Genomic DNA, 14,072 nt, shown 5'->3' on the forward strand with positions numbered 1-14,072 from the left:
GTCAGCCGGCCTCGGGCCGGCGGGGCACCAGCGGGCTGCGGCCGGTCAGCCGTTCGTCGGCAGGACCTCAAGGGCCCGCCGCGTCACCTCGGGCACCGGGGCCAGCGCCGAGATGGTGGAGACCAGCCCCTGCTCGCGGTAGTAGTCGATGATCGGCTCGGTCTCCTCGTGGTAGAGGGCCAGCCGCTTGCGCACCGTGTCCGCCTGGTCGTCGTCCCGCTGGTACAGCTCGCCGCCGCAGACGTCGCAGACGCCCTCCTGGCGCGGCGGGTTGTTCACCACATGGAAGACATGCGCGCTGTCCTTGCGGCACATCCGGCGGCCGGCGATGCGCTTGACCACCTCGTCCTCGGGGACCTCCAGGTCCAGCACCGCGTCGAGCCTGAGCCCCGCCTCGGCGAGCGAGGCGTCGAGCGACTTGGCCTGCCCGATGTTCCTCGGGAACCCGTCGAGCAGGAAGCCGTCCGCGGCGTCCGGCTGGGCCATCCGGTCGGCCGCCATCGCGACGGTGAGATCGTCCGGTACGAGCCCACCCTCGCGCATGATCGACTCGACCTGGCGCCCCAGCTCCGTGCCCTCGCTGATGTTGGCCCGAAACAGATTGCCGGTGGAGATGTGCGGGACACCGAGCTGCTCGGCGAGCAGCGCCGCCTGTGTGCCCTTGCCCGCACCCGGCGGTCCGACGAGGACGATGCGCATCAGCGGAGGAACCCTTCGTAATTTCGCTGGTGGAGCTGGCTCTCGATCTGCCGCACCGTTTCCAGGCCGACGCCCACGATGATCAGGATCGACGTGCCACCGAACGGGAAGTCCTGTTGCGCGTTGAACATCACCAGAGCCAGCGTGGGCACCAGGGCGATCAGACCGAGGTACAGCGAGCCGGGCCAGGTGATCCGGTTCAGCACGTAGCTCAGGTATTCGACCGTGGGCCTACCTGCCCGGATACCCGGGATGAAACCACCATACTTCTTCATGTTCTCGGCCACGTCCTCAGGGTTGAACGTGATGGCCACATAGAAGAAGGCGAAGAAGACGATCAGCAGGAAGTACGTGGTGATGTAGTACGGATGGTCGCCCTCGGCGAAGTACCGCTCGACCCAGTCCGTCCAGCCGCCCGAGTCGCTGCCGGCGAACTGCACCAGGAGCTGCGGGATGTACAGCAGCGAGGAGGCGAAGATCACCGGGATCACACCGGCCTGGTTGACCTTGAGCGGGATGTAGGTGGAGGTACCGCCGTAGGAGCGGCGACCGATCATCCGCTTGGCGTACTGCACCGGGATCCGGCGCTGGGCCAGCTCGACGAAGACCACCAGGCCGACCATGGCGAGCCCACAGGCGACCACGGTGCCGAACTCGATCCAGCCGTCGGCCAGGCTGCCCTGCTGCTTGATCTGCCAGAGCGAGGCGGGGAAGCCGGCCGCGATGGAGACGAACATCAGCATGGACATGCCGTTGCCGATGCCGCGGTCGGTGATCAGCTCGCCCATCCACATGATCAGCGCGGTGGCCGAGGTGAAGGCGATCACCATCACCAGCGTGGTGAAGATCGAGTCGTCGGGGATGATCTCGTTGGCCACGGTGCACTGCGGGAAGAGGGTGCCACTGCGGGCGGTCGCCACCAGGCCGGTGGCCTGCAACACCGCGAGCGCGATGGTGAGATAGCGGGTGTACTGGGTGATCTTGGCCTGCCCCGACTGGCCTTCCTTCTTCAGGGCCTCAAGGCGCGGGATGACCACGACCAGCAGCTGGAGGATGATGCTCGCCGTGATGTACGGCATGATCCCCAGCGCGAAGATGGTGAGTTGCAGCAGCGCACCACCGCTGAACATGTTGACCAAACCGAAGAGCCCGGACCCCGCTCCCGCTTCGGCCTCTTTCACACATTGATCGACGTTCTGAAAGCTGACGCCAGGCACGGGTACGTGCTGGCCCAACCGGAACAACACGACGATGCCCAGAGTGAAGAGCAGCTTTTTACGCAGATCAGGCGTTTGAAACGCCCGGGCGAACGCGGTGAGCACGGCTCCTCCTGCACCCCGCGCGTCAGGCGAGGGGTTAGGGTCTTGAACTCCAACGGATATGACAGATCAGGTCTGGCGGCGGCACAACGACCGCCACCTTACCGGCGGATGGGCTCGGCCGGAACGACTGACCGGGGATGCCTGCTCTCAGGCACCCCCGGTCACTCAGTTCACCGGCCGAAGATCCACCGGGTTTCAGGACAACTCGGTCACGGAGCCACCGGCCGCCGTGATCTTCTCCTTGGCAGAACCGGAAACCGCGTCGACCGTCACGGTCAGCGCCACCGAGATCTCGCCGGTGCCGAGCACCTTGACGAGTTCGTTCTTGCGCACGGCGCCCTTGGCCACCAGATCGGCGACGGTCACCTCGCCACCCTCCGGGTAGAGGGCGGCCAGCCGCTCGACGTTCACCACCTGGTAGTTCTTGTGCGCCGGGTTCTTGAAGCCCTTGAGCTTGGGCAGCCGCTGGATCAGCGGCAGTTGCCCGCCCTCGAAGCCGACCCGGACCTGGTACCTGGCCTTGGTGCCCTTGGTACCGCGACCGGCGGTCTTGCCCTTGGACGCCTCACCACGACCCACCCGGATCTTGGCCTTCTTGGCACCGGGAGCGGGACGCAGGTCGTGCAACTTCAGCGGGCCGGACGACTCGTCCGCGCCGGCGTTCCCCTTGGCGAGGTCAGCCACTTCAGTCCACCTCCTCGACCGTCACCAGATGCCGCACGGTCTTGGCCATGCCACGGATCTCCGGCCGGTCTTCCTTGAGCACCACGTCGTTGATCCGCCGCAGCCCGAGCGAGCGCAGCGTCTGCCGGTGGTTCTGCTTGGTCCCGATCCGGGACTTGACCTGGGTGATCTTCAGCTGCGCCATCACGCACCCACCCCGGCACGGGCCCGCAGCAGAGCGGCGGGGGCCACGTCCTCAAGCGGCAGACCACGGCGGGCCGCGATCTCCTCGGGGCGCTGCAGCCCCTTCAGGGCGGCAACCGTGGCGTGCACGATGTTGATCGGGTTCGACGAACCGAGCGACTTGCTCAGCACGTCGTGGATGCCGGCGCACTCCAGCACGGCGCGCACCGGACCACCGGCGATCACACCGGTACCGGGCGAGGCGGGCTTGAGCAGCACCATCCCGGCCGCTTCCTCACCCTTGATCGGGTGCGGAATCGTGCCCTGGATGCGGGGGACCTTGAAGAAGTGCTTCTTCGCGGCCTCCACGCCCTTGGCGATGGCGGCCGGCACCTCCTTGGCCTTGCCGTAGCCGACACCGACGGTGCCGTCACCGTCGCCCACCACGACCAGCGCGGTGAAGCTGAAGCGACGACCACCTTGAACTACCTTGGCGACACGGTTGATCGCGACGACGCGCTCGACGTACGCGGTCTTCTCGGCGGCTGAGCCACCGTCCCGACCCTTACGATCCCGCCGCTCGCCACCGGCGCCGCCACCGCGACGCTGGGGTCCAGCCATTGGAACTACCTTTCTCGAATCTTCAGACGGGACCGGCTCAGAACTTGAGCCCGGCCTCGCGGGCGGCGTCCGCCAACGCGGCGACCCGGCCGGCGTACTTGTTGCCACCGCGGTCGAACACGACGCTCTCCACGCCGGCGGCCTTGGCACGCTCGGCGACCAGGGCGCCGACCTGCTTGGCCTTGTCGCTCTTCGCGCCGTCCACCCCACGGATGGAGACGTCGAGCGAGGAGGCCGAGGCCACCGTGTGCCCCTTGGAGTCGTCCACCACCTGCGCCACCATGTGGCGGTTGGAGCGGGTGACCACCAGACGCGGCCGCTCGGCCGTACCCGAGATCTTCTTCCGGATACGGATGTGACGCCGCTTGTGAGCGGCCCGCTTCCGGGCGTCGCCCTTGGCGATCTTGACACCGTATGCCATGGCTACTTACCAGCCTTTCCGACCTTGCGGCGGATGACTTCGCCCTCGTACTTGACGCCCTTGGCCTTGTACGGGTCGGGCTTCCGCAGCTTGCGGATCTTCGCCGCGACCTCGCCGACCTTCTGCTTGTCGATGCCCTCGACGCTGAACCGCGTCGCGTTCTCGACCTTGAAGACGATGCCTTCCGGCGGCTCCACCAGGATCGGGTGGCTGTAGCCCAGGGAGAACTCCAGGTTGGAGCCCTTGGCCTGGACGCGGTAGCCGACGCCGCTGATTTCGAGCTTCTTGATGTATCCCTGCGTCACACCGGTGATCATGTTGGCCACCAGGGTGCGGGACAGTCCGTGCAGCGCACGGTTGCGGTTCTCGTCGTTGGGCCGGGAGACGACGATCACGCCGTCGTCGCCCTTGGCCACCTCGATGGGCGCGGCGATGGTCTGCGACAGGGTGCCCTTGGGACCCTTCACCGCGACCACGGCGCCATCGATGGTGACGTCCACGCCGGCGGGAACCTGGATGGGCTGCTTGCCAATACGCGACATGTGCTCTCCTCCGTTCCCTTCCGTCACCAGACGTAGGCGAGGACTTCCCCGCCCACGTTCTTCTTCTGAGCTTGCTTGTCGGTCAGCAGACCGTGCGACGTGGAGATGATCGCCACGCCGAGACCGCCGAGCACCCGGGGGAGCGCGGTGGACTTCGCGTAGACCCGCAGGCCCGGCTTCGAGATGCGCTTGATGCCAGCGATCGAACGCTCGCGGTTCGGGCCGTACTTCAGCTCGAGCACGAGGGCCTTGCCCACCTGGGCGTCCTCGGTCTTCCAGCCGGTGATGTAGCCCTCCTGCTGGAGGATCTCCGCGATATGCGTCTTGATCTTGCTGTGCGGCATCACCACGGTGTCGTGGTAAGCCGAGTTCGCGTTACGCAGACGGGTCAGCATGTCTGCGATGGGATCGGTCATGGTCATAGAACGGCCTTGGGCCTCTCTCACCGGGGTTTCCGCAGGCTCCCCCGGGAGGGGGAGCCCGCCGGACCTACGGCGTAGTCGGTCTTACCAGGAACTCTTGGTGACGCCCGGCAGTTCGCCACGGTGTGCCATCTCCCGCAGGCACACGCGGCACAGGCCGAACTTGCGGTACACGGAGTGCGGCCGGCCACAACGCTGGCAGCGGGTGTACCCACGCACCGAGAACTTGGGCTTGCGCTCGGCCTTGGCGATAAGAGCCTTCTTAGCCATAGCTCACGCCTCCTTGTTTCGATACTCAGCCATCGTGCGCGCCTCAGGCTTCCTTGAACGGGAATCCGAGGTGGCGCAGCAGGCTGCGACCCTCGTCATCGGTGTTGGCCGTCGTGACCACGGTGATGTCCATGCCGCGCACCCGGTCGATACGGTCGGGGTCGATCTCATGGAACATGACCTGCTCGGTCAGGCCGAACGTGTAGTTGCCCTTGCCGTCGAACTGCTTGGGCGACAGGCCGCGGAAGTCACGGATCCGGGGCAGCGCCAGCGACAGCAGGCGGTCCAGGAACTCCCACATCCGGTCGCCGCGCAGCGTCACATGGGCGCCGATCGGCTGCCCCTCGCGCAGCTTGAACTGCGCGATGGACTTACGGGCCTTGGTCACGGTCGGCTTCTGGCCGGTGATCGTGGCGAGGTCGCGCACGGCGCCCTCGATCAACTTGGAGTCGCGGGCGGCGTCGCCCACACCCATGTTGACCACGATCTTGGTCAGTCCTGGCACCTGCATGACGTTCGCGTAGGCGAACTCCTCACGCAGCTTGCCGCTGATCTCTTCGCGGTACCGCGTCTTGAGACGCGGCGCGGTCGTGGTGGCAGTGGTCATCAGATGTCCTCACCGGTTCGGCGGGCGACGCGGATCTTGTTGCCGTCCTCGTCGAAGCGGAAGCCGATCCGGGTGGTGACCTTCTTGCCGTCCTTCTCCACCAGCAACTGCACGTTGCTGACGTGGATCGGGGCCTCGGTGGTGATGATGCCACCGGTCTTGGAACCACGCGCGGTCGTACCGGCCTTGGTGTGCTTCTTGACCCGGTTGACACCCTCGACCAGAACGCGGTCCTCGCGGGGGAAGGCCACGATGACCTTGCCCTGCTTGCCCTTGTCCTTGCCGGTGATGACCTGGACCAGGTCGCCCTTCTTGATCTTCATCGGTTACAGCACCTCCGGCGCGAGGGAGATGATCTTCATGAACTTCTTCTCGCGCAGCTCACGGCCCACCGGGCCGAAGATACGGGTGCCCCGCGGGTCGCCGTCGTTCTTGAGAATGACGGCGGCGTTCTCGTCGAACCGGATGTACGAACCGTCCGGGCGGCGGCGCTCCTTGACGGCACGCACGATGACCGCCTTGACGACGTCACCCTTCTTCACGTTGCCACCGGGGATCGCGTCCTTGACGGTGGCGACGATGACGTCACCGATGCCCGCGTAGCGGCGCCCAGATCCGCCGAGCACGCGGATGCAGAGGATCTCCTTCGCACCCGTGTTGTCGGCGACGCGCAGTCGCGACTCCTGCTGGATCATTGGTTACTTCGCCTTCTCCAGAATCTCCACGACGCGCCAGCGCTTGGTCGCGGAAAGCGGACGGGTCTCCATCAGAAGAACGCGGTCGCCAACGCCCGCGGCATTCTGCTCGTCATGCGCCTTGAGCCTGTTGGTACGGCGGATGATCTTCCCGTAGAGGGCGTGCTTGACCCGGTCCTCGACAGCCACGACGACGGTCTTGTCCATCTTGTCGCTGACCACCAGGCCCTCACGGGTCTTCCGCCGGCCGCGCTCGGTCGTCGTCTCAGTCACAGTCTTCTCACTCATCAGGCGTTCTCCACCGCCTCGACAGCCTCAGCCGGCTCCACCGACTCGATACCGAGCTCGCGCTCGCGCATCAGGGTGTAGACCCGGGCGATGTCCTTACGGACGGCCTTCAACCGGCTGTTGTTCTCCAGCTGACCGGTGGCCGCCTGGAAGCGAAGCCTGAACAGCTCCTCCTTCGACTCACGCAGCTTCTCAACCAGCTCCTGGTTGTTCAGCTCGCGCAGCTCGGAGGACTTGGTACCGGCTGCCATCACGCCTCACCTGCCTCGCGCCGGACGATCCGGCACTTCATCGGAAGCTTGTGCGCGGCGCGGGTGAGCGCCTCACGGGCAATCTTCTCGTTCGGGAACGACAGCTCGAACATCACGCGTCCGGGCTTGACGTTGGCCACCCACCACTCCGGCGAACCCTTACCGGAACCCATGCGGGTCTCGGCCGGCTTCTTGGTCAGCGGGCGGTCCGGGTAGATGTTGATCCACACCTTGCCACCACGCTTGATGTGCCGGGTCATCGAGATACGTGCTGCCTCGATCTGCCGGTTGGTGACATAAGCGCCGGTGACGGCCTGGATGCCGTACTCACCGAAGGAGACCTCGGTACCACCCTTGGCCGCCCCGCTGCGCTTGGGGTGGTGCTGCTTGCGGTACTTGACCTTGCGAGGGATCAGCATGGCTCAGCTCTCCCCTCCGGCAGAGCCGGACGATTGGTTGGAGCCGCTGGCGCCCTCGGCGGCCGGAGCTGCCGCAGCTGCTTCGGACTTGGGGGCCTCGGCCGCCGGAGCGCTCTGCTGCTGCGGCCTACGGCCACGGCCACCGCGCTCGCCGCGACCACCACGGGCCGGACGGTCGCCGCCGGGGCCGCCACCGCGCGCGGGACGGTTGCCCGCCCGGGCGGCCGCGTTCTCGGCGCGCACCTCGGCGATGTTCTTCACATCGCCCTTGTAGATCCACACCTTGACGCCGATGCGACCGAAGGTGGTACGGGCCTCGAAGAAGCCGTAGTCCACGTTGGCGCGCAGCGTGTGCAGCGGGACCCGACCCTCGCGGTAGAACTCGGAGCGGGACATCTCGGCCCCACCCAGTCGACCACCGCACTGGATCTTGATGCCCTTGGCACCGGCCTTCATCGTGCTCTGCATCGACTTGCGCATCGCACGACGGAACGAGACCCGGGAGGACAGCTGCTCGGCGACCGCCTGGGCCACCAACTGGGCGTCCAGCTCCGGGTTCTTCACCTCAAGGATGTTGAACTGGATCTGCTTGCCCGTGAGCTTCTCCAGGTTGCCCCGGAGCCGGTCGGCCTCGGCACCCCGGCGACCGATGACGATGCCGGGCCTGGCGGTGTGGACGTCGACGCGGACCCGGTCCCGGGTGCGCTCGATCTCCACCTTGGAGATACCGGCCCGCTCCATGCCCTGGGTGAGCATCTTGCGGATCGCGACATCTTCCTTGACGTAGTCCTTGTAGAGCTTGTCGGCATACCACCGCGACTTGAAGTCGGTCGTGATGCCGAGACGGAACCCGTGCGGGTTTACCTTCTGGCCCATTACCGGGTTCCTTCCTTGCTGCCGAGGACCACGGTGATGTGGCTTGTCCGCTTGCGAATCCGGTACGCGCGTCCCTGCGCGCGCGGCCGGAACCGCTTCAGCGTGGGGCCCTCGTCCACGTACGCCTCTTTGACGTACAACGTTTCGGCGTCCGGGTGGTTGTGGTTGTGCACGGCGTTGGCGATGGCGCTGTCGAGCACCTTGCCGACCGGCACGCTGGCTGCCTGCGGGGTGAAACGCAGGACCGCCTGAGCCTCCGAGGCATCCTTGCCACGGATGAGGTCCACCACACGGCGGGCCTTCATGGGCGTGACGCGGATGTACCGCGCCTGGGCCCTGGCTTCCATGGTCGTCCCTTCGGTGTTTGTCGGGGAGTCGGTCATGATCTGCACACCCCGCTCAGCGACGCCGCGACTTGCGGTCGTCCTTCACGTGACCCCGGAAGGTGCGGGTCGGCGCGAACTCGCCGAGCTTGTGCCCGACCATCGACTCCGTGATGAACACCGGGACGTGCTTGCGGCCGTCGTGCACCGCGATCGTGTGGCCCAGCATCGCCGGGATGATCATCGAGCGACGAGACCAGGTCTTGATGACGTTCTTGGTACCGGCTTCGTTCTGGACGTCCACCTTCTTGATCAGGTGGTCGTCGACGAAGGGTCCCTTCTTGAGACTGCGCGGCATCGACCTGCTCCCTAGCGCTTCTTGTTCGTCTTGCGGCGGCGGACGATGTACTTGTTGCTTGCCTTCTTGGGCGAGCGCGTACGGCCTTCCTTCTTGCCCCAGGGCGAGACCGGGTGGCGACCACCCGAGGTCCGGCCCTCGCCACCGCCGTGCGGGTGGTCGACAGGGTTCATCACGACGCCACGCACGCTCGGCCGAACGCCCTTCCAGCGCATCCGGCCGGCCTTGCCCCAGTTGATGTTGGACTGCTCGGCGTTGCCGACCTCGCCCACCGTGGCGCGGCAGCGCACGTCCACCAGCCGGATCTCGCCCGAGGGCATCCGGAGGTGGGCCATGCGGCCCTCCTTCGCCAGCAGCTGCACCGAGGTGCCGGCGGAGCGGGCGAACTTGGCGCCGCCGCCGGGCTGGAGCTCGATGGCGTGGATCACGGTACCGACCGGGATGTTGCGCAGCGGCAGGTTGTTGCCGGGCTTGATGTCGGCCCCGGCACCGTTCTCCACCCGGTCACCCTGCTTGAGGTGAGCCGGCGCGATGATGTACCGCTTCTCGCCGTCCGCGTAGTGGAGCAGCGCGATGCGCGCGGTGCGGTTGGGGTCGTACTCGATGTGCGCGACCTTGGCCGGCACGCCGTCCTTGTCGTGCCGACGGAAGTCGATGACGCGGTAGGCGCGCTTGTGGCCGCCACCCTGGTGACGAACCGCCACACGACCGGCGTTGTCCCGTCCACCCTTGCTGTGCAGGGGGCGGACCAGCGACTTCTCCGGCGTGGACCGCGTGATCTCGACGAAGTCGGCGACGCTGGAGCCACGACGGCCCGGGGTCGTCGGCTTGTACTTGCGGATTCCCATTTCTTAGTCCTCGTCCGGTATCGGACGACCGGATCTCCTAGGAGACCGGGCCGCCGAAGATGTCGATGCTGTCGCCCTCGGCCAGGGTCACGATCGCGCGCTTGGTGCTGGCGCGACGGCCGTAACCGGTACGGGTGCGCTTGCGCTTGCCCTGACGGTTGATCGTGTTGACGCCGAGCACCTTGACCGCGAAGACCGCCTGGACGGCCTGCTTGATCTGGGTCTTGTTCGCCCGGGGGTCGACGATGAAGGTGTACTTGTTCTCGTCGAGGAGCGCGTAGCTCTTCTCCGACACGACCGGCTTGATCAGGATGTCGTGGTGGGAGGAGAACTCCTTGCTGGAGAACTCGGCGATGGTTGCGTCGCTCATCAGGCGTCGCTCCCTTCGGGCGTCTTGTCGAGCGCCACGGCACCGGCGGCCCGGCCGGCCACGAAGCGGTCGAACGCGGCCTTGGTGAAGACCACGTCGTCGGAGTCGACGACGTCGTAGGTGTTCAGCTGGCCCGGGTCGATGATGTGCACCTGCGGCAGGTTGCGCGCCGACAGCCAGGAGGCGTTGTCCGCGCGCTCGGCGACCAGCAGGACCTTCTTGCGGTCGCTGATCTTGCCCAGCAGGGACTTGGCGGCCTTGGTCGAGACCTCGCCGTCCACCACGCCGCTGACCACGTGCACGCGGTCGTGCCGGGCGCGGTCGGTGAGGGCGCCACGCAGGGCGGCGGCCTTCATCTTCTTCGGGGTGCGCTGGCTGTAGTCACGCGGCACCGGGCCGTGGACGACGCCACCGCCGGCGAACTGCGGCGCACGGACGGAACCCTGACGGGCGCGGCCGGTGCCCTTCTGGCGGTACGGCTTCTTGCCACCACCGCGGACCTCGCCACGCGTCTTGGTCTTGTGCGTGCCCTGGCGGGCGGCGGCGAGCTGGGCGACGACGACCTGGTGGATCAGCGGAACGCTGACCTTGGCGTCGAAGATCTCCGCCGGAAGCTCGACGGAGCCTGCCTCCTCACCCGCGGGCGAAAGAATGACGATGCTCTTTGGGGTACTCATGATTACCTCAGGCCCCCTTGGCCGCGGAACGGACCAGGACGAGGCCGCCGTTGGGACCGGGCACCGCGCCCTTGATGAGGAGCAGGCCCTTCTCCACGTCCACGGCGTGGACGGTCAGGTTCTGGGTGGTGACGCGCTCGTTGCCCATCCGACCGGCCATCCGCAGGCCCTTGAAAACCCGGCCCGGGGTGGCGCAGCCGCCGATGGAACCAGGCGAGCGGTGCTTGCGCTGGGTGCCGTGGGAGGCGCCGAGGCCGGCGAAGCCGTGACGCTTCATCACACCGGCGGTGCCCTTGCCCTTGGTGGTGCCGGTCACGTCGACGCGGACGCCGGAGTCGAACACCTCGGCCGTGACCTCCTGGCCCAGGGTGTACTCGGCGGCGTCGGCGGTCCGCAGCTCTACCAGGTGGCGGCGCGGGGTGACGTCGGCCTTGGCGAAGTGGCCCTTGAGGGGGCGGTTCACCTTGCGCGGGTCGATCTCGCCGAACGCGATCTGGACGGCCTCGTAGCCGTCCCTGTCGTTGGTGCGGACCTGGGTGACAACGCAGGGCCCGGCCTTGACCACGGTGACTGGGACGACGCGGTTGTTCTCGTCCCAGACCTGGGTCATGCCGAGCTTCTCGCCCAGGACGCCCTTGATCTGCTTGGTCATCTCTACCGGCCTCTCAGAGCTTGATCTCGATGTCGACGCCGGCCGGCAGGTCCAGGCGCATCAGCGAGTCAACGGTCTTGGGGGTCGGGTCGAGGATGTCGATCAGCCGCTTGTGGGTGCGCATCTCGAAGTGCTCGCGCGAGTCCTTGTACTTGTGCGGCGACTTGATGACGCAGTACACGTTCTTCTCAGTGGGCAGCGGCACCGGGCCCGCGACCGACGCTCCCGTGCGGGTCACCGTCTCGACGATCTTCTTCGCCGAGTTGTCGATGACCTCGTGGTCGTAGGCCTTGAGCCGAATGCGGATCTTCTGTCCCGCCATGGCTACTTCGTAGTCCTGTCTCTTTGTCAACGCTCTGGAACCCGGCGTCACCCCTGCCCCACGACTTCCCGACCCACGCGGTCGGGCGTGTCGTACTCGTTCCCAGATTTCGCCACAGAGGTTTCCTCTGCGAGGAGTGGGGGGAGAACTTCCACCGGGTGCCTGGCCGTAAGCCCCGCCCACGCTTCCCGGAAGATCTCGGTATTTCCATCCCTACCCCGGCTGACCAGGGCATTCATGGGATGACGAATACAGTGAGACTCGCTTCCGGTCCTCCCGGCGGGAGGCGCGCAGCATCGGCTGTCAACCGAGCAACCTGGTCAGTGTGCCATAGGGCCCCTGGCCCCCGCCAATCGGGCGGTATGTCCCACCTGCGGCGCAGGCCCCGCGGGCTCAGCCCGGCAGGTGCAGTCGGAGCACCGCGCGCTCGGCCCATTCCGTCGGGGTGCCGCGCAGCGAAACCCCCACCATCACGGCGAACGCCAACGGCACCGTCCAGGCCGCCGGTTGGGCGAGCAGCACCACCAGCCAGCCCGGGCCGCCGTCCGTCAGCACCGAGGCCAGCGCCGCGCCGGTGGCCGCGCAGACCCCGGTGGCCAGCCCCGAGGCGGCGCCGGCCGTGGTCAGCCCGCGCCACCAGATGCCCAGCACCAGCAGCGGACAGAACGTCGAGGCGGCCACGGCGAACGCCCAGCCGACCGCCACGTTGATGTCCACACTACGGGCCGGCAACGACAGGGCCACCGCCACCGTCGCCCCGGCCACCACGGCCCAGCGCAGCCGGGGCACCGTCGCCCGGGACAGATCGTGCGAGAGGCCGCCGGCCAGCGCCATCAGCAGCCCGGACGAGGTGGAGAGGAAGGCGGCGAAGGCACCGGCCGCCACCACCGCCGTCAACAGCGAGCCCCAGGCGCCGGGGACGATCTCCCCCGGCAGCACGACGGTGACCATGTCGGTGTCCCCGCCGTGCACCAGCTCCGGGGTGAACACCCGTCCCAGCAGCCCGTAGACGGCGGGGAAGAGATAGAAGACGCCCAGCAGCACGATCACGCCGACCGCGACCCGGCGGGCCGCCTTGGCCGTGGGGCTGGTGTGGAAGCGCATGATCACATGCGGCAGCCCCACGGCGCCCAGCGTGGTGGCCAGCAGCACGGACCAGGTGGCCAGCAGCGGCGCCCCCGAGCCGTCCAGGTCCAGCAGCGGCCGGCTCCAGTCGTCGTCGACGTCGAAGCGCAGCGCCTCGGCCCGCGCCCCGCCGCCGGCGTGCACCACCAGGAAGATCGCCGGCACCGCGATGAAGAGCAGCTTCACCCCGTAGTGGAACGCCTGCACATAGGTGGCCGACCGCATCCCGCCGGCCGCGATGGAGACGCTCACCACCAACCCGGCGAGGACCACGCCCACCCAGTAGGGGGTGCCGCTCACCGCGTGCAGCACCATCCCGGCGCCCTTGAACTGCGGCACCAGATAGAGCCACATGATCACCAGAACGATCACCGCGCAGAGCTTCCTGATCCGTTCCGAACCCAACCGGTAGTCGGCGAAGTCCGGGACGGTATAGGCGCCCGAGCGGCGCATCGGCCCGGCGACCAGGGCGGCGACCGCCACATAGCCGGCGGTGAAGCCGACCGCGTACCAGAGGGTGCCGACGCCGTTCTTCAGCATCAGCCCGGCCAGGCCCAGCACCGAGGCGGCCGAGACGTACTCCCCCGCGATGGCCATCGCGTTCCAGCCGGGCGCGACCCGTTGCGAGGCCACCAGGAAGTCGGGCGTGGTACGGGCGGCGCGCACCCCGTAGGCGCCGATGACCACGCTCACCACGAAGAGCAGCCCGATCGCCGCGAGACCGATCACCCCTGCCGCCCCGCCCCCGGGGCGCCGTCGCGCTCAAGGCGCTCCACCCGACGCACATGCCGCACCGCGATCACCAGCAGCACCGGATAGGTGCCGCCCATCAACAGCAGCCAGGAGACCGGCACTTCGGCGACGGTCAGCCGGCTGAGCACCGGCAGCGCGGCGAGCAGCCCGCTCAGCCCGAAGAGCACCGTGCCGAGCAGCCCGAGGGTGCGCGCCGCCTGCCGCCGCTGGCGGGCGAAGAGCGCCCGGGCGGCGTCCGTGGAGTCCCGCTCGTCGGGGCCCGGGATGGTCGGCGGCAGCAGATGCTGCGCCGGGCGGTGCCGTCTGGCCAGCGCGATCCTGGTCTGTGGGCTGGTGATCCGCACCCGGCGGGGCGCGCTCATCGG

At 67.7% G+C, this 14,072-nt stretch carries 25 protein-coding genes; all 25 read right to left on the reverse strand.

Annotation, left to right across the window (positions count from 1 at the left end; genetic code table 11):
- Positions 1 to 45: 45 nt before the first annotated feature.
- The 25 genes from AOM46_RS08095 to AOM46_RS08215 all read right to left on the reverse strand — a co-directional run bounded on the left by AOM46_RS08095 (position 46) and on the right by AOM46_RS08215 (position 14,069).
- Complete coding sequence (locus AOM46_RS08095; protein WP_062207449.1) at positions 46 to 699, reverse strand: adenylate kinase; 654 nt, start codon at positions 697 to 699, stop codon at positions 46 to 48.
- Positions 699 to 2,021 carry a preprotein translocase subunit SecY gene (gene secY / locus AOM46_RS08100; protein ID WP_062207451.1) on the reverse strand — a complete coding sequence of 441 codons (1,323 nt, stop codon included), beginning with the start codon at positions 2,019 to 2,021 and terminating at the stop codon, positions 699 to 701. Before secY ends, AOM46_RS08095 begins: the two co-directional genes overlap by 1 nt.
- Positions 2,022 to 2,216: 195 nt before the next feature.
- The gene (gene rplO / locus AOM46_RS08105; RefSeq protein ID WP_062207453.1) at positions 2,217 to 2,705 is read right to left on the reverse strand and encodes a 50S ribosomal protein L15; all 489 of its coding nucleotides are present in this window, start codon (positions 2,703 to 2,705) and stop codon (positions 2,217 to 2,219) included.
- A gap of 1 nt (position 2,706) precedes the next feature.
- Positions 2,707 to 2,889: a 50S ribosomal protein L30 gene (gene rpmD / locus AOM46_RS08110; protein ID WP_062207455.1), complete on the reverse strand. Its 183-nt coding sequence runs from the start codon at positions 2,887 to 2,889 to the stop codon at positions 2,707 to 2,709.
- Positions 2,889 to 3,488, reverse strand: a complete 600-nt coding sequence (gene rpsE, locus AOM46_RS08115) for a 30S ribosomal protein S5 (RefSeq protein ID WP_062207457.1) — start codon at positions 3,486 to 3,488, stop codon at positions 2,889 to 2,891. Before rpsE ends, rpmD begins: the two co-directional genes overlap by 1 nt.
- A gap of 37 nt (positions 3,489 to 3,525) precedes the next feature.
- Entirely contained in the window at positions 3,526 to 3,909 is a 384-nt protein-coding gene (gene rplR, locus AOM46_RS08120; RefSeq protein ID WP_062207459.1) for a 50S ribosomal protein L18, read from the reverse strand.
- A gap of 2 nt (positions 3,910 to 3,911) precedes the next feature.
- Positions 3,912 to 4,451: a 50S ribosomal protein L6 gene (rplF, locus tag AOM46_RS08125; protein ID WP_062207461.1), complete on the reverse strand. Its 540-nt coding sequence runs from the start codon at positions 4,449 to 4,451 to the stop codon at positions 3,912 to 3,914.
- A gap of 23 nt (positions 4,452 to 4,474) precedes the next feature.
- Positions 4,475 to 4,873, reverse strand: coding sequence for a 30S ribosomal protein S8 (gene rpsH / locus AOM46_RS08130; protein WP_062207463.1), 399 nt, complete (start codon positions 4,871 to 4,873; stop codon positions 4,475 to 4,477).
- Positions 4,874 to 4,957: 84 nt separating this feature from the next.
- Entirely contained in the window at positions 4,958 to 5,143 is a 186-nt protein-coding gene (locus tag AOM46_RS08135) for a type Z 30S ribosomal protein S14 (protein WP_062207465.1), read from the reverse strand.
- A gap of 43 nt (positions 5,144 to 5,186) precedes the next feature.
- Positions 5,187 to 5,750 carry a 50S ribosomal protein L5 gene (rplE, locus tag AOM46_RS08140; RefSeq protein ID WP_062207467.1) on the reverse strand — a complete coding sequence of 188 codons (564 nt, stop codon included), beginning with the start codon at positions 5,748 to 5,750 and terminating at the stop codon, positions 5,187 to 5,189.
- The gene (gene rplX / locus AOM46_RS33865) at positions 5,750 to 6,073 is read right to left on the reverse strand and encodes a 50S ribosomal protein L24 (RefSeq protein ID WP_062207470.1); all 324 of its coding nucleotides are present in this window, start codon (positions 6,071 to 6,073) and stop codon (positions 5,750 to 5,752) included. The genes rplE and rplX overlap by 1 nt, the downstream gene beginning before the upstream one ends.
- Before the next feature lie 3 nt (positions 6,074 to 6,076).
- On the reverse strand, positions 6,077 to 6,445 hold the full coding sequence (gene rplN / locus AOM46_RS33870; RefSeq protein ID WP_019433424.1) for a 50S ribosomal protein L14: 369 nt from the start codon (positions 6,443 to 6,445) through the stop codon (positions 6,077 to 6,079).
- Positions 6,446 to 6,448: 3 nt separating this feature from the next.
- Positions 6,449 to 6,733, reverse strand: coding sequence for a 30S ribosomal protein S17 (rpsQ, locus tag AOM46_RS33065; RefSeq protein WP_062207472.1), 285 nt, complete (start codon positions 6,731 to 6,733; stop codon positions 6,449 to 6,451).
- Positions 6,733 to 6,984: a 50S ribosomal protein L29 gene (gene rpmC, locus AOM46_RS08160; protein WP_062207474.1), complete on the reverse strand. Its 252-nt coding sequence runs from the start codon at positions 6,982 to 6,984 to the stop codon at positions 6,733 to 6,735. The genes rpsQ and rpmC overlap by 1 nt, the downstream gene beginning before the upstream one ends.
- Positions 6,984 to 7,403, reverse strand: a complete 420-nt coding sequence (gene rplP, locus AOM46_RS08165) for a 50S ribosomal protein L16 (RefSeq protein ID WP_062207475.1) — start codon at positions 7,401 to 7,403, stop codon at positions 6,984 to 6,986. The genes rpmC and rplP overlap by 1 nt, the downstream gene beginning before the upstream one ends.
- A 3-nt stretch (positions 7,404 to 7,406) precedes the next feature.
- Positions 7,407 to 8,279, reverse strand: a complete 873-nt coding sequence (gene rpsC, locus AOM46_RS08170; protein WP_062207477.1) for a 30S ribosomal protein S3 — start codon at positions 8,277 to 8,279, stop codon at positions 7,407 to 7,409.
- The gene (gene rplV, locus AOM46_RS08175) at positions 8,279 to 8,626 is read right to left on the reverse strand and encodes a 50S ribosomal protein L22 (RefSeq protein WP_062208696.1); all 348 of its coding nucleotides are present in this window, start codon (positions 8,624 to 8,626) and stop codon (positions 8,279 to 8,281) included. The genes rpsC and rplV overlap by 1 nt, the downstream gene beginning before the upstream one ends.
- Positions 8,627 to 8,678: 52 nt before the next feature.
- Positions 8,679 to 8,960: a 30S ribosomal protein S19 gene (rpsS, locus tag AOM46_RS08180; protein ID WP_062207479.1), complete on the reverse strand. Its 282-nt coding sequence runs from the start codon at positions 8,958 to 8,960 to the stop codon at positions 8,679 to 8,681.
- Positions 8,961 to 8,971: 11 nt separating this feature from the next.
- Positions 8,972 to 9,808, reverse strand: a complete 837-nt coding sequence (rplB, locus tag AOM46_RS08185) for a 50S ribosomal protein L2 (protein WP_062207481.1) — start codon at positions 9,806 to 9,808, stop codon at positions 8,972 to 8,974.
- Between the two features lie 37 nt (positions 9,809 to 9,845).
- On the reverse strand, positions 9,846 to 10,178 hold the full coding sequence (gene rplW, locus AOM46_RS08190; protein WP_062207484.1) for a 50S ribosomal protein L23: 333 nt from the start codon (positions 10,176 to 10,178) through the stop codon (positions 9,846 to 9,848).
- Positions 10,178 to 10,855, reverse strand: coding sequence for a 50S ribosomal protein L4 (gene rplD, locus AOM46_RS08195; protein ID WP_062207486.1), 678 nt, complete (start codon positions 10,853 to 10,855; stop codon positions 10,178 to 10,180). The genes rplW and rplD overlap by 1 nt, the downstream gene beginning before the upstream one ends.
- 7 nt (positions 10,856 to 10,862) lie before the next feature.
- The gene (gene rplC, locus AOM46_RS08200; RefSeq protein ID WP_062207488.1) at positions 10,863 to 11,507 is read right to left on the reverse strand and encodes a 50S ribosomal protein L3; all 645 of its coding nucleotides are present in this window, start codon (positions 11,505 to 11,507) and stop codon (positions 10,863 to 10,865) included.
- Between the two features lie 13 nt (positions 11,508 to 11,520).
- Positions 11,521 to 11,829 carry a 30S ribosomal protein S10 gene (rpsJ, locus tag AOM46_RS08205; RefSeq protein ID WP_016473429.1) on the reverse strand — a complete coding sequence of 103 codons (309 nt, stop codon included), beginning with the start codon at positions 11,827 to 11,829 and terminating at the stop codon, positions 11,521 to 11,523.
- A gap of 393 nt (positions 11,830 to 12,222) precedes the next feature.
- Positions 12,223 to 13,683 (reverse strand): cation acetate symporter, encoded by a 1,461-nt coding sequence (locus AOM46_RS08210; protein WP_107080013.1) that lies wholly within the window; start codon positions 13,681 to 13,683, stop codon positions 12,223 to 12,225.
- The gene (locus AOM46_RS08215; RefSeq protein WP_062207490.1) at positions 13,680 to 14,069 is read right to left on the reverse strand and encodes a hypothetical protein; all 390 of its coding nucleotides are present in this window, start codon (positions 14,067 to 14,069) and stop codon (positions 13,680 to 13,682) included. Before AOM46_RS08215 ends, AOM46_RS08210 begins: the two co-directional genes overlap by 4 nt.
- Between the last annotated feature and the right edge of the window lie 3 nt (positions 14,070 to 14,072).

The organism is Streptomyces sp. NBRC 109706 (assembly GCF_000974485.1).
Taxonomy (GTDB): domain Bacteria; phylum Actinomycetota; class Actinomycetes; order Streptomycetales; family Streptomycetaceae; genus Streptomyces.